General features: G+C 40.4%; 20 protein-coding genes. 18 read left to right on the top strand and 2 right to left on the bottom strand.

All coding sequences use genetic code 11. The features are described from left to right. Nucleotides 1-60: 60 nt before the first annotated feature. Nucleotides 61-1128: a biotin synthase BioB gene (gene bioB, locus VJJ03_RS04300; RefSeq protein WP_009745030.1), complete on the bottom strand. Its 1068-nt coding sequence runs from the start codon at nt 1126-1128 to the stop codon at nt 61-63. A gap of 333 nt (nt 1129-1461) precedes the next feature. On the opposite strand from bioB, the gene VJJ03_RS04295 reads away from it, so the two are divergent. From VJJ03_RS04295 to VJJ03_RS04280, 4 genes are all read left to right on the top strand, one after another. Further along, the gene (locus VJJ03_RS04295; protein WP_323974038.1) at nt 1462-2370 is read left to right on the top strand and encodes a ribonuclease Z; all 909 of its coding nucleotides are present in this window, start codon (nt 1462-1464) and stop codon (nt 2368-2370) included. Between the two features lie 72 nt (nt 2371-2442). Beyond that, complete coding sequence (locus VJJ03_RS04290) at nt 2443-2886, top strand: hypothetical protein (protein WP_009745028.1); 444 nt, start codon at nt 2443-2445, stop codon at nt 2884-2886. Between the two features lie 2 nt (nt 2887-2888). After that, on the top strand, nt 2889-3371 hold the full coding sequence (locus VJJ03_RS04285) for a regulatory protein RecX (protein ID WP_040358205.1): 483 nt from the start codon (nt 2889-2891) through the stop codon (nt 3369-3371). Further along, complete coding sequence (locus tag VJJ03_RS04280) at nt 3361-3951, top strand: TatD family hydrolase (protein ID WP_323974035.1); 591 nt, start codon at nt 3361-3363, stop codon at nt 3949-3951. The genes VJJ03_RS04285 and VJJ03_RS04280 overlap by 11 nt, the downstream gene beginning before the upstream one ends. A 92-nt stretch (nt 3952-4043) precedes the next feature. On the opposite strand, the gene VJJ03_RS04275 is transcribed toward VJJ03_RS04280, so the two are convergent. Then, on the bottom strand, nt 4044-4964 hold the full coding sequence (locus tag VJJ03_RS04275) for a hypothetical protein (RefSeq protein ID WP_323974033.1): 921 nt from the start codon (nt 4962-4964) through the stop codon (nt 4044-4046). A gap of 394 nt (nt 4965-5358) precedes the next feature. Here VJJ03_RS04275 and VJJ03_RS04270 point away from each other — a divergent pair, with 394 nt between their 5' ends. The 14 genes from VJJ03_RS04270 (at nt 5359) to VJJ03_RS04205 (ending at nt 23588) form a co-directional block, all read left to right on the top strand. After that, nucleotides 5359-7392 carry a M13 family metallopeptidase gene (locus VJJ03_RS04270; RefSeq protein WP_323974031.1) on the top strand — a complete coding sequence of 678 codons (2034 nt, stop codon included), beginning with the start codon at nt 5359-5361 and terminating at the stop codon, nt 7390-7392. Between the two features lie 166 nt (nt 7393-7558). Next, on the top strand, nt 7559-10033 hold the full coding sequence (locus VJJ03_RS04265; protein ID WP_323974029.1) for a M1 family aminopeptidase: 2475 nt from the start codon (nt 7559-7561) through the stop codon (nt 10031-10033). Beyond that, the gene (locus VJJ03_RS04260; RefSeq protein WP_009745021.1) at nt 10033-11043 is read left to right on the top strand and encodes a virulence RhuM family protein; all 1011 of its coding nucleotides are present in this window, start codon (nt 10033-10035) and stop codon (nt 11041-11043) included. The genes VJJ03_RS04265 and VJJ03_RS04260 overlap by 1 nt, the downstream gene beginning before the upstream one ends. Before the next feature lie 3 nt (nt 11044-11046). Further along, nucleotides 11047-11586, top strand: coding sequence for a protein adenylyltransferase Fic (gene fic / locus VJJ03_RS04255; RefSeq protein ID WP_009745020.1), 540 nt, complete (start codon nt 11047-11049; stop codon nt 11584-11586). Nucleotides 11587-11722: 136 nt separating this feature from the next. Next, nucleotides 11723-12829, top strand: a complete 1107-nt coding sequence (locus VJJ03_RS04250) for a hypothetical protein (RefSeq protein ID WP_040358204.1) — start codon at nt 11723-11725, stop codon at nt 12827-12829. A 99-nt stretch (nt 12830-12928) separates the two neighbouring features. Next, nucleotides 12929-13189, top strand: a complete 261-nt coding sequence (locus tag VJJ03_RS04245; RefSeq protein ID WP_009745018.1) for a hypothetical protein — start codon at nt 12929-12931, stop codon at nt 13187-13189. Beyond that, nucleotides 13182-13496 carry a type II toxin-antitoxin system YafQ family toxin gene (locus tag VJJ03_RS04240; protein WP_009745017.1) on the top strand — a complete coding sequence of 105 codons (315 nt, stop codon included), beginning with the start codon at nt 13182-13184 and terminating at the stop codon, nt 13494-13496. Before VJJ03_RS04245 ends, VJJ03_RS04240 begins: the two co-directional genes overlap by 8 nt. Nucleotides 13497-13532: 36 nt before the next feature. After that, entirely contained in the window at nt 13533-15569 is a 2037-nt protein-coding gene (locus tag VJJ03_RS04235; protein WP_323974026.1) for a M13 family metallopeptidase, read from the top strand. A gap of 139 nt (nt 15570-15708) precedes the next feature. Further along, nucleotides 15709-16122 carry a hypothetical protein gene (locus VJJ03_RS04230; RefSeq protein ID WP_323974024.1) on the top strand — a complete coding sequence of 138 codons (414 nt, stop codon included), beginning with the start codon at nt 15709-15711 and terminating at the stop codon, nt 16120-16122. Next, a complete protein-coding gene (locus VJJ03_RS04225) occupies nt 16109-16528 on the top strand; it encodes an HXXEE domain-containing protein (protein WP_009745013.1) in 420 nt (139 codons plus the stop codon). The genes VJJ03_RS04230 and VJJ03_RS04225 overlap by 14 nt, the downstream gene beginning before the upstream one ends. A gap of 68 nt (nt 16529-16596) precedes the next feature. Then, complete coding sequence (locus tag VJJ03_RS04220) at nt 16597-18642, top strand: M13 family metallopeptidase (protein WP_323974022.1); 2046 nt, start codon at nt 16597-16599, stop codon at nt 18640-18642. A gap of 528 nt (nt 18643-19170) precedes the next feature. Continuing rightward, the gene (locus VJJ03_RS04215) at nt 19171-19686 is read left to right on the top strand and encodes a hypothetical protein (protein ID WP_323974020.1); all 516 of its coding nucleotides are present in this window, start codon (nt 19171-19173) and stop codon (nt 19684-19686) included. A 198-nt stretch (nt 19687-19884) separates the two neighbouring features. Beyond that, complete coding sequence (locus VJJ03_RS04210; protein WP_323974018.1) at nt 19885-21933, top strand: M13 family metallopeptidase; 2049 nt, start codon at nt 19885-19887, stop codon at nt 21931-21933. Between the two features lie 185 nt (nt 21934-22118). Continuing rightward, nucleotides 22119-23588: a C10 family peptidase gene (locus VJJ03_RS04205; protein WP_323974016.1), complete on the top strand. Its 1470-nt coding sequence runs from the start codon at nt 22119-22121 to the stop codon at nt 23586-23588. Nucleotides 23589-23595 lie beyond the last annotated feature (7 nt).

Raw genomic sequence — 23595 nt, 5'->3', positions numbered from 1 at the left:
ATTTTTCCCTCTCTTGCAGGTATTCAGCAACTTTAGCTCGTGCCCATCATTTTTCACTTTTCACTTTTCACTTTTCACTTTTCCTTTATTAGGTCTTGACCATTTTGGTTTTTCCCCAAGAGCAGGAATTTGAGAATCCGCTGCCTCTACCGTTACCGGTTGCGGATGTGTCTCAAAAGGTTTTTGCATACGCATTCCCAGTGCCTCGAGCATGTGCATATCCTCCTTAATATCGGGATTGGGAGTAGTCAGAAGTTTATCTCCAGCAAAAATAGAGTTAGCACCCGCAAAGAAGCATAAGGCTTGCCCTTCTCGGCTCATGTGGGTACGCCCTGCCGAAAGACGCACTTGGGAGTGAGGCATCACGATACGTGCCGTAGCTATCATACGTACCATCTCCCATATATCCACCGGTGGCAGCTCCTCAAGGGGGGTACCCGCAATAGGAATTAAGGCATTGATAGGCACTGATTCTGGTTGGGGATCAAGGCTGGAAAGGGTAACGAGCATCTTTGCCCTATCTTCCAGACTCTCGCCCATGCCTATGATGCCACCGCTACAGATCGTAATATTGGTCTTGCGCACATTATCAATAGTCTTAAGACGATCTTCATAACTACGTGTGGTTACTATTTCCTTATAATAGTCCTCAGAGGTATCCAAGTTATGATTATAGGCATAAAGCCCTGCTTCTGAAAGGCGCTTTGCTTGATTTTCAGTAAGCATTCCTAAGGTACAGCACACCTCCATATCAAGCTTATTGATGGTACGTACCATCTCCAATACTTGATCGAATTCAGGTCCATCCTTTACATTGCGCCAAGCAGCTCCCATACATACACGTGAACTCCCAGAGGCTTTGGCTCGTAAGGCTTGCGCCTTTACTTGAGAAATACTCATCATAGGCTCTATCTCCACATCGGTATGGTAGCGGGAGGACTGAGAGCAGTAGCAGCAATCCTCCGAACACCCCCCTGTCTTGACCGAAAGCAAGGTAGAAACCTGTACCGAATTAGGGTCATGGTACTGCCGGTGAACAGTAGCCGCTTGATAAAGCAAATCCATCAGAGGTTTGTTATAAATAGCCATGATTTCCTCCGAAGTCCAGTTATGTCGTATTTCATTCATCTGTTCTTCTCTTTTGAAATGTTACAAAGGGCAAAAGTACAAAATTTAATGAGTATTGAGTACTGATTAATTGTTAATTGTTAATCGCTAATCTTTATTTCCTTGATGATTAGTAGGTTATCTTTCCTACATAAAAAGCATCTCTTACAACTCACTCTTGACTATTGTTCACTTTTCGTTTTTCCCTCTATTGCAGGTATTCAGCAACTTTAGCTCACGTCCACCATTTTTCACTTTTCACTTAACTATGTTTTTCACTTTTCGTTTTTCGTTTTTCATTATTATTTGTATCTTTGCCGGAAATTCTTAAAGCTTATAATCTCTTTCAGAGAAATGAAACTAACTACTTTAGGCTGCCATAGTGCTTCCCCTCGGGAGAAGGCTCGTACTACCGCTCAGCTCTTGGAGATGCGCGGGCACCTCTTTCTTATTGATTGTGGGGAGGGGACTCAAATGGCACTCAGACAATCCAGCACCAAGTTTGCCCGCATTAAGCATATCTTCATCTCCCACCTGCATGGTGACCACTTCTATGGTTTGGCTGGACTCATCTCTACCTTTCAGCTTCAGGGTAGGGAAGCAGAATTGCATATCCACGCGCCAAAAGGGGCTAAAGAAGCGATGCTCCTACTGCTGAAGGTCAGTGGAGCTCACATGGTATTCCCCCTACACTTTCATGAGTTAGAGAGCCAGGAAAGTGAGGTGATTTTTGAGGATGATAAGCTCTCGGTAACTACCATCCCCCTTGACCACCGTATCTATGCCAATGGCTTCTTCTTTAAGGAAAAAAACAAAGAACGCAAGCTAAATGTAGATGCCGTACAAACCCTCGGAATTGATGTATGTTACTACCAAAATATCAAAAATGGCAAGGACGTTATCTTGGATTCCGGTGAGCGTATTCCTAATGAGATGCTGAGCTTTCCTCCTGCTCCTCCGAAAAGTTATGCCTTCTGTAGTGATACCCTGTACCACCCTGAAATAGTGCCTATTATCAAAGGAGTACAAGTACTCTACCATGAAAGTACTTTCCTTGAGGACAACCGTACCTTAGCAGAACGCACCAAGCATTCCACTGCCCTACAAGCCGCTCAAATAGCCAAAGCTGCAGAAGCACAAACCCTTATTCTGGGACATTATTCCTCTCGCTATAAGGACAAGAGGGGCTTCCAAGATGAAGCTAAAACCCTCTTTACCAATACCCTCCTGAGTGAGGACGGAAAAGAATTCAATTTCGAATAGCAAATTAAATGTACTAACTATACTCATATACTCGCTCACGCGACTTTACTTTTCATTTTTCACTTTAATAAAATGTTCTATCAACTAATAAAAACAGCGCATTCCCTCACCGCCTATATCGTACTGGTGATGCTCCTATTTGCCACAGTCAATGCTCTTTTTGGGCTCCTACAGAAACGCTCTTATAACAAAACAGACCTACGCATACACCTCTTTGCACTCATTTTCACCCATATACAAGTTACTTTAGGAATGATCCTTTACTTTGTAACACCGCTCTTTCAAAATTGGAGTAGCATGGGAGCGGGAGTGATGCAGGATGCTTACCTGAGAAAGATGCTTGTAGAGCATCCTTTCGGTATAGTAGCAGTAACCCTTGTTACCATAGGCTGGGTACTACACAAAAAGCAGAAGACCAATGTGGGCGCTTTCAAGCGTATTTTTATCTTCTATGGATTAGGATGGCTCCTTATCTTGGGAGTGCTTCCTTGGAAAACTTGGACAACTGGATTTTAATGATGGAAGAAACCGTAAAAACCTACACCGTTAAGGAGGCTAAAGCCCGTATGGAACGCTTCTGTGCTTATCAGGAACGATGCCATAAAGAAGTATTGGCTAAGCTCCGCCAAATGCGTATGATTCCTCAGGCTATAGATACTATTATGGCTTACCTCATTAAGGAGAATTACCTCAATGAAGAACGTTTCGCTCGAAGCTATGCAAGGGGCAAATTTCACTTTAAAAAGTGGGGACGGGTACGCATTACCCACGAATTAAAAATACGAGATATCTCCCATTATAATATCCAATGTGCTATGGAGGAAATAGAGGAGGAGTACGAAGAAACCTTCGATACCTTAGCTGAGAAAAAAGCCCGTACAATCTCTGAGAAAAATATCCAAAAAGCCCGCCGTAAGCTCGCCGATTACCTCCTCTACAAAGGATGGGAATCCTCATGGGTATACCAAAAGGCAGTAGAGCTCTTCCCTTATGAACGTTAATCCCTTATTCCCCTATCCCAATATCCACACCCACAAGGCTCGTAATAGTCTTCAAGTACAGAACCTCTTCCCTGAGGATACGCCGCCCCAACAGGGTGTATTCTCAGTGGGCATTCATCCTTGTTATATAGTGGGAGATGGTACCGAGCAGTGGGAAAAAGTACTTGAGCATGCCACACATCCCCTTTGTGTTGCTATAGGCGAATGTGGCTTGGATAAGCGTGCTTCCGCTCCCCTCTCCCTGCAGGAGAAAGTATTCCGCTGGCATATCTCCCTTGCCCAACAGCTGCATAAGCCGCTTATTATTCATTGTGTAAGGAGTTACGGGGAGATTATTAGGCTACGAAAAGAGACAGGAGCTACAGGACTGTGGATACTCCATGGCTTCCGTAAGAGCGAAGCTCTGGCACACCAGCTCTTAGGAATAGGAATTAAACTTTCCTTTGGTACCGCCTTACTCCATGACACTCGCCTACAACACTTAGCAAAAATCCTCCCTCGTGAAGATTATTTCCTTGAGACAGATGAGGATCCCACTCCCATTGAGGAGGTTCTTACCTTCCTCCACAGCAAGTCCTAATCTGACCTATTGCCTCTCTATTCCTTAGAAAACAAAAGTGCGAGATTCTGTAAGAATCTCGCACCCCTTCACTATTAATTGTACAATCTCTTTTAATAAGTATACTCTTCAGTCATTATGTGTTCTTTTGAACTTCCATTGTCTTCGTATTCCTTTCGGGTTGTAGGATACCCCTTATCATTGTAGGTATACTCATAAATATACTTCTGCTTAGATTCCTCTTTATTCTCAGCTTTAGAAGTAATCTCCTTTGTAAGGATATTATTGCGAGAACCTTCTGAAGTCATAAAATAGGAGGGAGTTAGTATTTTTTTCAAATTTGAAAAGGTAGGGTTCTTCTTATCATCATAAGTATATGTTCCCTCTTCTTTAAGAGAAGTACTTTCTGTTTTTCTATGCATAAGGTTTCCTCCTTGGATAGTAAATACACTCGTTAATGTATTTACATACTTTTCTTTACCATCCTTGAACTTAGTATAGTTCTTTTCATTAACAGTAACACGTTCTCCACTATGGACAAAATCCTTTTCATTATATTGGGTTACTTCCTCTTCTCGACCCTCCTTTGAGTATTTCATAGGAGTTGCTAAAACCTCCCTGATAAGGCGGTCTCCTTCATAGGAATAAGTAGTTACTGTAGGCTTGCCTCCTCCTGCATAAGTTACAGTTTTTTTAGTCAGTTTACCACTTTCATACTCGTATTCCTCTGTATAAGCTTGTCCGTCTCCTTCATAAACACTCTTTGTAGGAAGGTCTCCATTATAGGAGAAGGTTTTTACAGTTTTCTTTTCAACCGTTTCCCCATCTCTTCCATAAAATTCTTTAACTATAGAGAGTATCTTTCCATCTTGAATATTAAAGGTTTCTTTGGAAAGTTTTTTCTCTTTCCCATCCTTATAAGTGATTTCCTTAGGGTAGGTTCCCTCGGGTATTGTGGGACCTTCATCATTATTACTCTTGCTGCATCCTACAAAAGCAGCAATTGCCATAAGGCTTAGAATTACTTTTTTCATATAATTTAATTTAAGTTTCAATAGGCAAAATTAAGAATTTTCTCAGGATCTTATAGTTAATATACAGTTAAATTATTTAAGTAAGTGATTAAGTAAGTTATTATTAGGAAACTTCATTTTTCTGGTCGTTTTGAAATTTTATAGGTTCATTTTATATTTCTGTTCTGGTTTTCTTATACTTTCTATAAGAATAAAAAATAGGTATTGTGGGCGCCTATAGGGATAGATAGCCTTTGCCTTCACTCAAGGAAAAACAATCCTTTCTCGGTGAGAAAAGCACACTTTCTAAAGATACAAAAAAATCTAAAATTCATAGAAAAAGAAAAAAAATAATCCATAATTATTCACTATAAATCATTTATTATTCGTATTTTTGTGCACTAATTATATTTTAATGAAAAAATTCTTTTTACTTGCCTCTGTAGCCCTCTTTGCATCTTGTGGCTCTCAAAATCAAAAGAAAAACAGCTCTCAAGAGCACGGACTTGATCTCTCCGCTATGGATACCTCGGTGCGCCCGCAGGACGATTTTTACAATTTTGTCAATGGCTCTTGGATGAAAACAGCTCAAATCCCTCCGGATAAAACCTCCTGGGGCTCTTTCGCTATGCTCCGTGAAATTACAGATGAAAACTGCCTTGTCCTATTGGAAAACCTCCTTAAGAAAAATTATCCTATAGGCTCTGAAGGACAAAAGATTAAAGACTTATATGAGTCCTATCGTGACTGGAATCGCCGTAATGCGGACGGACTCACTCCATTGCAAAAGCAGTTTGACCAAATTAGCCAAATACAATCACTCGCTGACCTACAACGATATCTTGAAGAGGATACTTGGCGGGGAGGAAACCCTATCTGCCCTTGGGGAGTCGGTGCCGATAAGAAAAACTCCCAGCAGAATGCCATTTACCTCGGTGGCTTCTCCTTAGGAATGGCTCGCGATTACTACCAAAAACAAAGCGAAAGCAATGCCAAAGCCCTATCTAAGTATCAGGAGTACCTCACCGCTCTCTTCTCACTGATCAAGGAGGAACACCCCAAGGAAAAAGCAAAACAAATCATTGACTTTGAAAACCGTATCGCTCAGCTCATGTTCACCAATGAGGAGCGAAGAAACCCCAACATTACCTATAATCCCCTTTCCTTACAGGAACTCTCTACCCTGGTGAAGAACCTCAACCTACCCCTCTATCTAAGGAACGTGGGAGTCTCCACCGATAGAGTGATTGTAGGGGATATCCGCCTTTACAAAGAATATGACAATTTCGTTAATATGGCTCATCTGCCGCTGCTTAAGGATTACCTCAAAATACAGCTCATTGCCAGTAATACCCATACCCTTAATGAGGAGTTGGATAACCTCTCCTTCCGCTTCTATAGCACCACCCTTAAGGGAATCAAAGAACAACGTCCCATGAACAAACGTGCGTTAGGAGTTATCAACGGGTTATTAGGAGAGGCTTTCGGTAAGCTGTATGTAGAGAAATATTTCCCTCCAAAAGCCAAGGAAGAAATGGTTTTGCTTATCGGTTACCTTAAAAAAAGCTTTGCCACACACATCAAACAAACCTCTTGGATGTCACAACAGACCAAGGATAAAGCCTTAGTGAAATTGGAAAAAATGGGAGTAAAAGTAGGCTATCCCGATACTTGGACGGATTACTCCAAGCTCGTGATAGAACCCGCCTCCCGTGCCTCCTATTTTGAGAATATAGCTCACATGCGCTCCTGGAAATACCAAAAAAGCTTAGCCGATGTAGGCAAACCCGTGGATAAATCCCGATGGAGAATGAACCCACAGAATGTTAATGCCTACTATAACCCACAAGGGAATGAAATTGTTTTCCCAGCAGCGATTCTACAGAAACCTTTCTTTAGCTTTGAAGCAGACCCCGCCGTGAACTTCGGAGGGATTGGTGCCGTTATCGGTCATGAAATGACTCATGGCTTTGATGATAGTGGGGCTGAGTTCGATGCCTACGGAAACCTCGAAAACTGGTGGAGCCCCGAGGATAAGGCTAATTTCAAAAAAGGTACCCAAGCCCTCGCTGCTCAGTTTGACAAATATGAACCTGTAAAAGGACATTTTGTGAACGGCACCTTCACCAGTGGAGAGAATATCGCCGACCTTGGTGGGGTGAACATCGCCTTCGATGCTCTCCAGCTCTACCTCAAGGATCATGGGAAAGTAGGTAAAATAAGCGGCTTTACCCAAGAACAACGCTTCTTTATCTCTTGGGCTACTGTATGGCGCGCTGTGGCAAGGGAAAAATATCTTATTAATCAAGTAAAAACAGATCCTCACACCCCACAGGCTATCCGTGCCTACGCCCCTCTGGTGAATATTGACGAATGGTACAATGCCTTCAACGTAAAAGAAGGCGACCGCCTCTATAAAAAACCAGCAGAAAGGGTGAAAATTTGGTAGGATAAAATAGATAAAAGGTGAAAAAGTTTCCCCTAAGCTGGCACGAACTTGCAGTTCGCACCAGCTTACTTAACCCTCCAACTTTACAACCAACTGAGTAATTAATCATGAATCATTAACCATTAATCATTAAAAAATCGTATCTTTGTGCGTTTAATATTCTTTTATGAAGAAGATACTCCTATTAGTCCTGAGTATACTCACTACGGGCTATCTCTTTGCACAAACCGATACTTCTGGCAGAAGCCTATACCGTGCTACCCCTGAGAAGAAAACCGCTCTAAAGCACACCAAACTCAGGGTAGATTTCAATTTTGCTAATCAAACCATGAGCGGAGAAGAATGGCTCACTGCAGCCCCCTTCTTCTATCCGTCCGATAGCCTTATCCTAGATGCTAAGGCAATGCTTATTCACAAGGTAGCCCTCGATCAGCAGGGCAAGCAACAACCCCTCCCTTATCACTATAAGAACGATGTACTCCGTATCAAGCTCCCAAAAACCTACCAAAAAGGGGAAACTTATACCGTATATATAAAGTATACCGCTCAGCCCGAAAAAGTAACTGAAAAGGGAAACCTTGCTATTACCGACACCAAAGGGCTTTACTTTATCAATCCTCAGAACAATCCCGAAGGACCAATGCGCCAGATATGGACGCAAGGGGAGTCCGAAAGTTCCTCTTGCTGGTTCCCCACCATTGACAAGCCTAACCAGAAAACCACCCAAGAAATAGAAATGACCGTACCCGATAGCTTCGTAACCCTCTCCAATGGACTGCTGAAAAACTCCCAGAAGAAAGGCAACTTACGCACTGACCATTGGGTAATGGACAAGCCCCATGCCCCTTATCTCTTCTTCATGGCAGCCGGTGAGTTTACGATAGTTAAGGATACTCCTTGGCGCGGCAAAGTACCCGTGGAATACTATGTGGAGAAAGAATACGAACCCCTTGCCAAGCGAATTTTTGGTCATACCTCCCAGATGCTCACTTTCTTCTCTGAGCGATTTGGCTATGACTATCCGTGGGCGAAATATGCTCAGATCATCGTGCGTGACTTTGTCAGTGGTGCTATGGAGAACACCACCGCAGTAAGCCATGCCGAGAGTGCTTACCAAGGTGCCGATGCACTGAATGACCAAAACTATTGGGAGCCAATAATCGCCCATGAACTGGCACATCACTGGTTTGGCGATCTGGTAACTACTGAAAGCTGGGCAAACCTTACCGTGAATGAGTCCTTTGCCAATTATAGCGAATACCTCTGGATCGCTCACAAATATGGCAAGGACGCTGCTGACTATCATCTGAGCAACAATACCCTTCAGTATCAACATCGTGATGATGACTTTGTGAAGGACTTAGTACGCTTCGGCTATGAGGTACGTGATGATATGTTTGACCTTGTCTCCTATAACAAAGGAGGAGCCATCCTGCACATGCTCCGCCGCTATCTCGGCGATGATGCTTTCTTTCAAGGAATTACCGACTACCTGAAAACAAACGAATATGGAACGGGAGAAGCACACCAACTGCGTTTGTCTCTTGAGAAAATAAGCGGAAAAGACCTAAGCTGGTTTTTTAATCAATGGTATTTCTCCCATGGAAACCCTACGGTGAAAGTAGAAAAACAATATGATGCCTACAAGAAGCAACTCTCTGTAAGGATTCTCCAAACACAGGATGAAAAGCTGTACTTCCAATTCCCTTTGGATATAGATATCTACCAAGAGAATAAAGCTACCCGCCATACCGTATGGGTGAAGGCAAGAGGGGAGAATACTTTTAATTTCCCCATAAGCAAGGCTCCTGATTTAGTCAATATCAACCCTGAAGGGGTGATCCTTATGGAAGAACAAGACCCAAAAACAGTTAAAGAATACCTCTACCAAGTGCAACATGCCCCAGATCTAAAGAGTCGTATGCAGGCAATAACAGCACTTGGGGAGTCAGAAGGGAAGGAAGTCCTCTTGGCTGCCCTCCATGATCCCTATTTCAAGGTACGCAATGCGGCTCTGGAACGCCTCTCTGACTATCCGCTTAGCCGAAAAGAGTTGGCTCAGGTAAAGAAGCTCGCTACTTCCGATCCTGAAAACTTGACCAAATCGGCAGCTATATGGCTTTTGGCAGGCTCCAAAGAGAACAAACACTATGCCTCTCTCTATGAAAAAGCCCTGAACATCCCCTCAGGTGCGGTAAAAAATGCAGCCCTGAATGCCATAGCCCGTACCAACCCCAAGCAGGCTAAGAATTTCTTGGAAAAGGCAAACCCTAAGGATTTGGATATTGATGAACTTTCAAGTCTAGCGGGAGTAATTGCTGATAACCAGATGCAGCAGTATCTCCCTACTCTGATGCCTTATTTGGTTAATTACCCATTCCTTGAAGAGGACAATCCCGAAATAGCCACTGATTTCAAGAAAGCCTACCTTTGGGCGATGAGCTTGGACAATAAGGCGCTGGTGGAACTTATGCAGAAAGCCCTCAAGGACTTTACCCAAGAAGAAAATGGCGAAAAAGTAAAACATGCTCTTTGGAAAGTCATAGATTTGGGCATTGATCAAAAGAAAAAACTCCCTGATACTGCTGCTATAAAGGAGCAAATCCAAATGCTGGAGGAGCTAAAGAGTAAGATAAAGTAATGAAGAATGCCAATAATGACCAAATGCTCATCTATCAATCTGAAGATGGGAGTATCAAAATAGATGTTCGTTTTGAACAAGACACTGTCTGGCTAACCCAAGCTCAGATGTGTATGCTCTTTGGACGAGATAAGTCCACAATTTCCAGACATATAAAGAACGTATTCGAAGAGGGAGAGTTGGATATCTCATCAGTTGTTGCAGAATATGCAACAACTGCCACCGATGGAAAAGTTTACCAAGTAGATTATTATAATCTTGATGTCATTATTTCTGTAGGTTATCGAGTAAAATCTCAGCAAGGTACCCAGTTCCGTATTTGGGCAACCCAGCGACTGAAAGAATATATTATCAAGGGATTTGTCCTAAATGATGAGCGGTTTAAGACAGGATCGTCTTATAACTACTTTAAAGAACTCTTAGGGCGTATCCGTGAAATACGTCTGTCAGAAAAGCTCTTTTATCAACAAATAAAGGACATTTATGCTACCAGTATTGACTATAACCCTTCGGATAAAATGACAATAGCATTTTATAAGGAGATACAAAACAAGTTGCTTTGGGCGGTAAGCGGTAAGACAGCTGCTGAATTGCTTTTCTATCGTGCCAATGCGCAACTTCCTATGATGGGACTAACCTCTACAGAAAAAGAAGGAAAAGTAACCAAATCCGATGCTCTTATCGGAAAAAACTACTTAAATGAAGAGGAAATTACTATGCTGAAACTCATTGTAGAACAGTTCCTTGCCTATGCAGAGGCACAGGCACTGGCCGAGAAGCCTATGTATATGCGAGACTGGATACAGAAACTCCGCTTAGTACTTACTATGAATGAGAAGAATATTCTTGAACATGCAGGTACTATCTCTCACGAATTAGCCGTAGAGAAAGCAACTCAAGAATATACGCGCTATAAGGAACATCAACGAGAGATAGAACATTTTCAGAGCATTAAGCAATTGGATCAGGATATCAAGCATATAGTAGCAAGTAGTAAAAGGAAAAAATAGCCAATGAATATTCAAGAAATCGACGCTCAAAGCCTACAAAAAGCCTATCAGCTTTTTGAGAGTGGAGCTATTGAACAGATAGAAGTAGGTACTACCAAAGGATTATGCCAGATACATCACTATCTTTTTGAGGGTTTGTATGATTTTGCAGGGAAGATACGCCACCTGAATATTAGCAAAGGCGGTTTTCGCTTTGCCAATGCAATGTTTCTACATGCTATCCTGCCTGTAATAGACCAAATGCCTGAAAATACTTTTGAGGAAATTATAGCTAAATATGTGGAGATGAATATAGCCCACCCTTTTATGGAAGGAAATGGGCGCTCTACTCGTATTTGGCTGGATATGATACTGAAAAAGCACTTAGCAAAGGTGGTGGATTGGCGATTGATACCAAAAGAAGCCTATCTACAAGCAATGGAGCGTAGCCCTATCAACGATTTGGAATTGCGCTTTCTGCTGCAACCTGTTCTTACGGATAAAGTAAATGACCAAGAAGTGATTTTCAAAGGTATAGAACAGTCCTATTATTATGAGAGTTAGCAATAAAGAGAGATATGGAGTATGGCATACCGATAAAGTACCACCAAGATTCTTGTCAGTAGTTGAGTTGTAGCGTAAGATTATGTAAGTGAGGTAAAAAACCTCTAGATCCTGACCATTAACCAAAATGACCCTTATGAAAAAAATATCCCTTATTCTCTTAGCCTTATGGCTTTTTGCCTGCAAGCAAACATCCCCTATCACCGAGCAACCTATCAGCCCAGAGATAGAGGCAAAGCTCTATGAGCTCCTCAAGAGGGTACCCTATACCTCCAATGAATATCCTGGATTAGAGTTTTTCTATAGTAATGTAGCAGATATACCCACTCATTTAGATCCTGTCTTTGGGAAGGTGGATATTTCTCTACTCCCAAAAACAGCAGAGTTCAATCCCTATATTTTGGAATATTTTTCCAATGATCTGATAGAGAGTGACCATCTTACCCAAGCAATACACGAACTCTCCCCAGAGGAACTGGCTCGCTATTTTGATGTGTATATCTCGGCTATAGACAACCAATACTTTACAGGAGAAAAAGGAAAAAAGACAAGTGATGAGCAAGGGGCTGTCTATGTTCCTTTCAAGCAGGTAACCTATTTGCTCAAGGACGGGGTATGGAGCAAAGGCGCTTCTTTCTCCGCCTCTACGAAAGAAGAAGCTGCCACTCTTATGGATAACCAAATAAGCTATTGGAAGGGAATCATCGCTCCTTATGAAGATGTATGTCAAGTGGAGAACCCCAATAACTTATCTCAGAGAATCGTTAGCTTGGGAGCATATGACTTAGAGCAGCTCCACAGTTGCGACCTTAATGAGGATGGACAGGAAGATTACCTCTTTTCCTTTGCCGAACGGGAAGGAGTCGCTGAAGCCCACCGAAGAGTGGTAATCCTACTCAGTGGAGAGGAAATGCACAAATATAGACTCTTGATAGCCCCTAATTTCTGTTATAAGGACTGGCCTCTCCACCGAATCGTCTGCAAAGGAGCGTACTTTACCTTGGAGTTCAAGGGAGACAATTTTGTAGCAGAAGCTTATATTTCCTTCAAGTACAACAAATATGCGAATAATTTCCTACTCCATCGCTATGGATATATTGACCTAAGCGGAGGGGACGAAGAGCCCAAAAGGGAAGTACAGCTCACCTCCAAGGACTTTGGAGAGGTTTTCTTTCAAGATTTTTATATAGAAGAATTTGATCACATGATTGATAGCCAATTCTCGGAGGAAGAGGAAGAATAAACATTTCAACGATTGGATAGAAATATTGAAAAAATAATAATATTTTGATTTCTTTATTTAATTTTTTCTTTGTAACTTTGCTCTTTAAAACAAGAAATTATGGCGACAACAACAATACAAGCAACTATTAATAATGTGGATATTCCACTATTTCAAGCTCTTTTTGAGAAGTTTAGAGTCAAAACGACTATAATAGAGACTTCAAAAACATATCCCATAGAAAAGGCTACTCCTAACAAGGAGACCATAGAAGCAATAGAGGAAGGAAGGCAATTGATTGAAAAACATAAAAAAGGGCTTGTTAAAGGACATAAAAGTGCTGAAGAATTGTTCAACGAAATCTTATCAGAAGATGAATGACATAGAAGAACAAGAGGAACATTTGTATGAATTATATTACGCTACAATATTCAAAAAAGAACTTAAGAAGTTTAAAAAACAAGCTGAGAAGATTAAGAAGATATTAGCTGTTGTAAAACTATTAGAAAAGGGAGGCGTCTCTGAGATTCCTAAAAAGATGAAGCCTCATATGTTGATAGGACAATATCAGGGATGCTTAGAGTGCCATATAGAAGGAGATTTACTCCTTATATGGCAGCAAGATGATGAAGAAATGGTAATTGTTTTGGAACGATTAGGCTCGCATTTGGAACTTTTCAGTAAATAGAAAAATTCAAAGCTAACAACTAAAAACTCAAAAAATATGAACAAAATCAGTTTTTATTCTTGCCTCGCCCTTCTGGTGGCTTGTGGCAATCCTTCTAAAAAAGACAACATGAAAGAAACAACTACCGACAAGGGTCTAGACCTTACGGCTATGGATACCTCCGTACGCCCGCAAGATGACTTCTACAACTTTGTCAATGGGGGATGGATGAAAACCGCTAAAATCCCTGCCGACAAACCTTCTTGGGGAACCTTTAACATGCTCCGTGAAGAAACCGACCAGCAGTGCCTTACCATTCTGGACAACCTCCTCAAGGAGACCTATCCTTCGGGCTCTGAAGGACAAAAAATCCAAACCATTTACAAAACGTATATGGATATGGACGCCCGTAACAAAGCTGGACTCTCCCCTCTGGAACCCATCCTTAAAAAAATAGAGGCAATCAAAAACCTTGCTGACTTGCAGGCTTACCTCGAAGAGGCTACTCCACTGGGAGAAAATCCTGTATGCGGATGGGGAGTCTATGCCGATATGAAGGACTCTAACCAAAACGCTATCTACCTAAGTAACTTCTCTTTAGGTCTTGGTCGAGACTACTACCAAAAAGAAAATGAAAGTAATACGGAAGCCATTAACAAATATCAGACCTTCGTAGCGGATATCTTCAAGCTCCTTGGTGATCCTGCTGCCGATGAAAAGGCTCAGAAGCAAGTGGCTTTCGAAAAAAACCTTGCCAAACTCATGCTTACCAATGAGGAAGACCGCGACCCGAACCTTAGCTACAATCCTCAGACCATGGCGGAACTCTCCAAGCTCGTGAAAAACCTCAATATCCCTGCCTTACTCAAAAAAGTAGGAGTCAATACCGATAAGGTGATCGTAGGAGAAATACGCTTGTACAAGGAATATGACAAGTTTGTCAACGAAAAGAACTTGCCCCTACTGAAGGATTATCTCCGTTATAACTTGGTGGCGAGCAATGCAGGAAATCTAAATGGAGCTTTGGACGAACTTTCCTTTAACTTCTATAGTAAGTACCTCCGCGGACAGCAAGAACAACGCCCTATGAACAAGCGTGCCCTTTCGCTTATCAATGGGGTAGTAGGAGAAGCCTTCGGTAAACTCTATGTAGAGAAATATTTCCCTGCTAAGGCTAAAGAAGAAATGATAACCCTTATAGATTACCTTAAGAAAAGCTTCGCTGAGCATATCAAGAACGTTACTTGGATGAGTGACGAGACTAAGGAAAAAGCCCTCCATAAGCTCAGTACCTTTAAGGTAAAAGTCGGCTATCCTGATAAATGGGAGGATTATTCTAAACTTTCTCTCTCCCCTGACGCTTCTCTCTTTGAGAACTTACAACAAGTGAACAAATGGAGCTACCAAAAAGAATTGGACAAAATAGGCAAACCTGTGGATAAAACCAAGTGGGAAATGACTCCCCAGACTGTGAATGCTTATTACAACCCTCTCTATAACGAAATCGTATTCCCCGCAGGCATTCTTCAGCCTCCTTTCTTTAACTTCGAAGCAGATCCTGCAGTGAACTTCGGAGGAATTGGTGCGGTAATTGGTCATGAAATCACTCACGGATTTGATGACAGTGGTGCCCAATTCGATGCCGATGGCAACCTACAGAACTGGTGGACTCCTGCCGATAAGGAAAACTTCGAGAAGGTAACCAAGGCTCTCGCAGCTCAGTTTGACAAATATGAACCTGTAAAAGGAATCTTCGTGAATGGTACCTTTACCAATGGAGAAAATATCGCTGACCTTGGTGGGGTGAATATCGCCTTCGATGCGCTCCAAATGTATCTCAAAGACCATGGAGCAGTTGCCGATATCAGTGGATTCAACCAAGACCAACGCTTCTTCCTCTCTTGGGCTACCGTATGGCGTACCCTCTCCACCGATCAGTATATGACCAATCAGGTCAAGACAGACCCTCATACTCCAGGCTACTTCCGTGCCTTCGCTCCACTAACTAATGTAGATGCTTGGTACAAAGCCTTTGATGTAAAGGAAGGAGATAAGCTCTACCGTAAGCCTGAAGATCGTGTGAAAATATGGTAATTCCCTTCTTAAAATAAAAAATATAGCCAGCAAGTGCCCACAGCTGGGTATGTGAATGAGTAAAAGGTAATAGTGTTTTACCTTTTACTTTTTCATTTATAAATGAAAAATATAATACCTTTCAAATAATTAAAAGGAAATGAAATTCTATCTTACCTCAACAGTAACGGACTTTATTGATGCACCTATTGCATTGGTATATAGCTTTGTTACAGATAATAGTAATTTTCAATGGCGAAAGGAAGTTAAGGATATTGAGCTATTGGAAGATAGTTTTATTGAATATTACAAAGCAGGAGGACATACGCTCTTCAGTAATATTCAAAAGATAGAAAACGAGTATTATGCCTTTACGATGCAGCACAAACTATTTATTGGAGAATGGGAAGGAAAGTTCGAATCTTTTAAGGGAGGTACTAGAATTTACTTCCAAGAGAAAATCTATATTAAAAATTTCTTTTTAAGGCTTATAGCTCCTCTTTTTTGGAACTTGAAGCACATACAACAAAACTACATTATTGCACTAAAACAGGAAATATATGCAAACAAATAAGTATTTATCGCTATGGCTCCCGATAATGGGACTACATGCCTTGCACCAAGTAGAAGAGAGTATTTCTTTTTGGCAATGGTATATTAATTTCTCTCACAAAATACCCACTTGGTTACAGCTTCCAAGAGTCTCTGAGAATGCACTTTTAGCAAATGACCATCCTGAATATTTTGTAGGAGTTTCTATAGGACAACTCGCTTTAGTAGCGCTAGTAGCCCTCTTGTGTCGCAAGAGCGAAAAAACTACGAGAATCGCTCTTGGGATATACCTTATAGGACTTAGTTTCTTTCTGGTATGGCATATTTTGGTAAGCTATTTCACCCACTCTTATTCCCCTGTAATGGTAACCTGTCTCATAGGCGTATACCTCATCCCAAAATGGAGTTATCAAGTAATGAAAAAATAATAATACTTTGTCTTGCATAGTACTATTTTAATTCGTAATTTTGCGGGGTAATTCAATTCACTTTTATCATGAAAAAAATAAACTTCAAAATGGGTTGGCTCGCTTGCCTTTCCTTAATGGTGGCTTGTGGTAATTCCAACAAAAAAGAGAACGCTAAGGAATTCCCCGAAAAAGGTCTTGAGCTCTCCGCTATGGATACTTCCCTTCGCCCAGGAGATGACTTCTATAACTATGTTAGTGGTAGCTGGATGAAAACCGCTAAAATCCCTGCTGACAAACCTGCTTGGGGTTCCTTCTATATGCTCATGGAGAAAACCGATGAGCAATGCCTTTCTATCCTTGATGACCTCCTTAAAAAGGAATACCCTCAAGGAAGTGAAGGAGCTAAAATACAAATCCTCTATAAGGAATATATCTCTTGGGATAAGCGTAATGCTGACGGACTTAAGCCTTTAGAGATGTATTTTCAAAAGATTGATGCGATACACTCCTTAAATGATTTGCAAAACTATTTGCAAGAGACTACCTCTAAAAGGGCAAATCATATCTGTCCCGTAGGCGTATATACCGATATGAAGAACTCCAAAATGAATGCGGTATATTTAGGGAATTTTGCTCTGGGGTTGGGTAAGGATTACTATCAAAAGGAGAATCCTAGCAATACCGAAGCCTTAGCTAAGTACCAAGACTATGTAACGGATATTTTTAAAATCCTAAAGGATCCCCTTCCTCAGGAAAAAGCAAAGCAAATCGTAGCCTTTGAAAAGAATATTGCCAAATACATGCTTACAAGTGAAGAAGAGAACAATCCAAATCTCAGCTATAACCCTGTGACAACAAGAGAATTAAGTACCTTAGTAAGGAACCTTAACTTGCCTCAGTTGCTTGAAAAAGTGGGAGTTCATACCGAGAGGGTTATCCTCACTGAAATAGGTCTCTATAAGCATTATGATACTTTTATTAATGAGAAAAATCTACCCCTGATTAAGGACTATCTCAAGTACAAATTGGTTACTCTTAACAGTAACTACCTCACCCAAGAGCTCAATGACCTTACTTTTAATTTCTATAACAAATACCTCATGGGACAACAGGAGCAACGTCCTATGGACAAGCGCGCCCTGGAACTAATCAACGGAATTCTTGGAGAGGCTTTCGGTAAGCTCTATGTGGAAAAATACTTCCCTGAAAAAGCTAAGGAGGAGATGCTTACCCTGATAGATTATTTGAAGAAAAGTTTTGCCCAGCACATCAAGAATGTAACCTGGATGAGTGATGCTACTAAGGAAAAAGCGATGGAGAAGCTCCACAAATTCTCTGTAAAGGTAGGTTATCCTGATAAGTGGGAGGATTATTCTAAACTTACTATGAACCCTGAAGTATCTCTCTTTGAGAATATCACACAGGTAGCTCAGTGGGCTTTTCAAAAAGCCTTGGACAAAGTAGGAAAAGAAGTGGATAAAACCAAGTGGGTGCTTCCTCCTCAAACCGTCAATGCTTATTATGACCCTACCAACAATGAGATTGTTTTCCCTGCAGGAATCCTTCAACCTCCTTTCTTCAGTTTTGAGGCAGATCCTGCCGTGAACTTCGGAGGAATTGGTGGGGTAATCGGTCATGAAATGACCCATGGATTTGATGTTAGTGGGGCTGAGTTTGACGCCGATGGCAATCTACAGAACTGGTGGGCACCCACTGATAAGGAAAACTTCCAAAAGGCAACCGAAGCACTCGCTAAACAATATGACCAATATGAACCCGTTAAGGGAATCTTCGTCAATGGTACCATGACCAATGTAGAGAATATCGCTGACCTCGGAGGAGTGAATATCGCTTTTGATGCCCTTCAGATGTATCTAAAAGACCATGGAACCGTAGGAAAGATTAGTGGCTTTACCCAAGAGCAACGCTTCTTCCTCGCTTGGGCTTCTGTATGGCGTACCCTCTCTACCGACCAATATATGACCAACCAGGTAAAGGTAGACCCTCACTCCCCTGATTACCTTCGTGCCTTCGCTCCACTAACCAACATAGATGCTTGGTACAAAGCCTTTGATATAAAAGAAGGCGATAAGCTCTATCGCAAACCTGAACAACGTATCAAAATCTGGTAATTCTTTTTCAGTGAAAATCACCTAAGCGTGTTGTTTTTCCATTTATGAGGCTGCCCGAAAAGGGTAGCCTCTTTTTTATCTCCCTTGATTGCCTCCCCTATTATTCTGATAAGAAGCACAGATAAACCTACTTTAGAAAACCATAAGACTTTATATGAGTTTATATACATTCATTTTTTATCATTTTATCAATTCTTGGAAAAAAATAATTAAGAATATATCTTATATAAGAAAATCGCTCGTTTTTATGATAGTTCATACAACCTTATTTTTAACCTTCCATCTTCATTATATACTATAAAAAACACTGCAAAAAGCTCTTTTTGCCAAAAACATTTTTATATACAGATCTTTTGTGTTATTTTCTTAAAATATTGTTTTTTATCTTTTTTTATTATAACTTTGGGGCAGAAAATAACCAAGATAATTTCTAATCATTATACTATGACCCGATTTTTACTCTTTGTGTTGGCTTTAGGGCTTCTTGCCTGCCAACGTGAAGGAGAGTTTAATTAATTCTATTTGATCATGAAAAAATATTTATACTTTCTACTGGCTATAGCGACTCTCTTAAGTTGTCACAAGGATAACAATAAGGAGAAAGGAAGTTTTACATGTTGTGGTGCACCCTTTAAATATTTCTATCTTAAAGTAGATAAAAACCTTGTAAATAAGGATTTTACACCAAAGTTCTCTCTCACAAAAATAACTAATGTTGGAAATGAAAAAGTAGAACTTAGGGACTTTAAGAGGTTTGATAGCACTGTCATTTTCGAGTTCGCTGCAATTTATGATCTTGAGAGGTCTTTGATAGAAAGAAGTGAAATCTATGACCTTAAAATTACTGACCATAAAGTGGCAAGAATTACTATTACAGGACAATTCAAAAGCATACCTAACTGTTGCAATACTCCACAAATTAATAAAGTGCTCCTTAATGGCAAGGAATGGGTTCCTGAGAAAGACCCTAAACATGGGTATAATATTTATACCTTACAAGAAAACCAGCTCAGCGAATCACCTGCTAACCCTAAAGTAGAATAATTACTCGTTCCTTATAATGCTAAAGAATCTCCTAAAACAAAATAGATCATAAGAAGGAAATATCAAAGGACACATCCTTAAAACATGTGTCCTTTTTTTGTAAAAAATTGCTTATTATTCATTGCTCATTCATAATTTCTTTGTAATTTTGTACTAATTTTTCACCTATTCATTTGATTGAATACAAATCTTTTCTTTATGAAAAAAAATATCTACACAAAAATGGCTTGTATTGCCTCTCTCTCCCTTATGGTAGCCTGTGGCAATTCCTCTAAAAAGGAAGAAGCTAAAGAACTCCCCGAAAAAGGACTTGACATCACGGCTATGGATACTTCCGTTCGCCCACAAGATGATTTCTACAACTATGTGAACGGTAGTTGGATGAAAACCGCTAAAATCCCTGCCGATAAAACCTCTTGGGGCACTTACTACATGCTTGATGAACAAACAGAACAACAGTGCCTCTCCATCCTGCAAGACCTCCTGAAAAAAGAATATCCCAATGGCAGTGAAGGACAAAAAATTCAAACCCTTTACAAACAATACATTGACTGGGACACACGTAACGCACAGGGCATCAAACCTATTGAAGGACAACTCTCTAAAATAGAGGCAATTAAAACCCTCTCCGACCTGCAGAAATACTTAGAAGAAGCTACCCTTATAGGAAATAATCCCATTTGCAACTGGAATGCATACGCCGATATGAAGGACTCCAATATGAATGTGGCTTATCTGGGACAATTTAGCCTCGGTATGGGGATTGATTATTACCAAAAAGAAAGCCCCAGCAACAGTGAGGCGCTCGCTAAGTATCAGGAATTTGTAGCTAATGTATTCAAGGCTATTAAGGAAAAAAATCCCCAAGAAAAAGCTCAAAAACAGGTAGCTTTTGAAAAGAGTATTGCTAAACTTATGCTTACCAATGAGGAAAATCGTGATCCTAACCTTAGCTATAACCCTCAAACGATGGAGGAACTATCCAAACTGGTAAAAAATATCAATCTCCCTGAATTCTTCAAGAACGTAGGGATGAACGAGAATAAGGTTATTATAGGAGAAATGCGCCTATACAAGGATTATGATAAGTTTATCAACACCAATAACCTGCCCTTGCTTAAGGACTATCTCAAGTACATGTTGACCCTTAGTAATCTCTCTTCTTTAAACCAAGAGTTGGATACCCTCTCTTTTGAATTCTATAACAAATACCTTCGTGGACAACAAGAACAACGCTCCATGGATAAGCGTGCCTTTGCAATGATTGATAACACCTTAGGAGAAGCCTTTGGAAAGTTATACGTGGAAAAATACTTCCCTGCTAAGGCAAAAGAAGAAATGCTCACCCTTATTAGTTACCTTAGAAAGAGCTTCGCTCAACATATCAAGAATCTATCTTGGATGAGTGAGGAAACTAAAGAAAAAGCCCTTGTAAAGCTCGAAAAACTCAATGTAAAAGTGGGATATCCTGACAAATGGAGAGACTATTCTAAGATGATTATTGATCCTAATGCTTCCCTTTTTGATAACTTCCAACATATCTCTCAATGGTACTATCAAAAGAACTTAGCTGAAGTAGGTAAACCGGTAGATAAAACGGAATGGGGAATGACCCCTCAAACAGTGAATGCTTACTACAGCCCTCTTTACAATGAAATTGTATTCCCTGCTGCTATCCTACAGGCTCCTATGTTCAGTTTTGATGCAGACCCTGCCGTAAACTTCGGAGCTATTGGAGGAATTATCGGTCATGAAATGACCCATGGCTTTGATGATAGTGGAGCTGAGTTTGATGCCGATGGAAACCTACAGAACTGGTGGACTCCTGCCGATAAGAAAAACTTTGAAAAGGCAACTGAAGCACTCGCTAAACAATATGACCAATATGAACCTGTAAAAGGAATCTTTGTAAACGGTACTTTTACCAATGGGGAAAATATAGCAGACCTTGGGGGTGCTAACATCGCCTTCGATGCATTACAAATGTACCTCAAAGACCATGGACAGATAGGTAAAATTAGCGGGTTAACCCAAGAGGAACGTTTCTTTATTGCTTGGGCTACCGTATGGCGCTCCCTTACCACTGACAAGAACCTTACCAATCAAATAAAAACAGACCCTCACTCCCCTGATTATTTGCGTGCCTTTGCTCCGTTAACCAATGTAGATGCTTGGTACAAAACCTTTAATGTAAAAGAAGGAGATAAGCTTTACCGAAATCCTCAAGACCGTGTGAAAATCTGGTAACAGAACCTTTTAAACAACTCTAAAATAAGAGAGAGGCTGCCCAAAAAGGGTAGCCTCTTTCTTATATCGCAAAATAAGGTTTAAAATTTAAAAAATATTTTTATAAATTAGTTGTTTATGATTTAAAAAACGTATTTTAGCAGTACTGCTAACAGTAACTGAACAACCCAATAAAATAATATAAAATGAAAAAAATGATTTTATTTTGGGCAACCGCAATGGCTTTAATTGCTTGCCAACGAGAAAGCGAGGAAATACCTCCCCCTCTTAAGCCTACTCCTAAAGAGGAAGTAGGGCTGATAAATGCCCCTGATGATCCCTCTCTTAAATGGGTTGCACTGACTGAAAACTACTATATCTCTGAAAAAGAAGCCCAGGACTTAGCTCTAAAATTTGCTCAGCAAACACAAAGCATAGAAAAAAAACAGGGTGTTAGCCTGTTTTCTAAGGAAGATGCCCTTGAGGTTGAAAGTATTATGACGGTAAAGAATACTTCTAATTATAGTACTTTCTGTAGAGCAGTTACCTCAGAACAAAACGATTTGTACATAGTAAACTTCAAAAATAGCAAGGGTTTTGTCCTTACGTCAGCTGATAAACGCATACCAGGAATATTTGCCTATAGCGACAAAGGACACTGGGAGGAAAATACTTCAAATCCTATACAAAAGATTCTTTACGAACAACTCTTGCAATATATAGACCTCAATCGCTCTCTTTTTGAAGAAAGGAAAGATAAATTAGCACAGGAAGCCTTGGAATCTTTTACCAAAGATTTGCCCAAACAGGAAAAAGAAAGGCTTTTTAAGAAATACTTTGATGAAAAGGGAAAATTAAAGTCAAACATAGCAAGAAGTGTAAGTTTTGACCCTGATGATCCTGATTGTATCCAAGGAACTGACTATGAGGTTTTTTATGATGATTGGGAACTTGTTAATGAAACAAATGTTTTGCTTAAAACTGAATGGGATCAAATAGGAGGTTATAACTCAATTGTTAAAAATAATAATTGCAGTTCGGGAAGAACCCCCGTAGGTTGTGTGGCTGTAGCCGTAGGACAAATTATGGCTTATCATAAAAAACCAGCTGTTTTCAATGGCAGACTAATGCACTGGGATGAAATGACTGCAAGCCCTTCCATAAACTTCGTTAGCTTACAAGGAAGAGAAGATATTCAACATTTATTAGCCGATTTAGGAAATAAAGAGTTTTTGAGTATTAATTATACTTGTGATAGAAGTGGAGCTTCAGATGAAAATGCATTGAGTACCTTTAAAAAATTAGGATATGCGAATGCTATACTTTCTGATAAATACGATATAGAAAAAAACCTTTTGGCTAATAGACCTGTGTATATATCCGCTGTTGATAAACCAAGATATGATAGAACTCGTGAGGGACACGCTTGGGTTATTGATGGGTATAAAAAATATAGAGCAAGCTGGAAAGAAGTTATTTATGTAGAGTGTAGGGAAAAAATATACAAAAGTTATGTGTATGTTTCTTTAATACATCATAATTTAGGCTGGGGTAGTGGTTCCAATTTGTGGTATCGCCCTGAACTTACTCATAGTAATTCAAAGAAAGCTTTTGGAAATTATCCTAAAATGGATAGGTTTCCTTATGATATAAAAGTTATAACTAACATTTATTAATAAATAG

The organism is Capnocytophaga sp. G2 (assembly GCF_035282625.1).
Lineage (GTDB): Bacteria > Bacteroidota > Bacteroidia > Flavobacteriales > Flavobacteriaceae > Capnocytophaga.
This window is presented reverse-complemented; position numbering and strand designations above follow the sequence as displayed.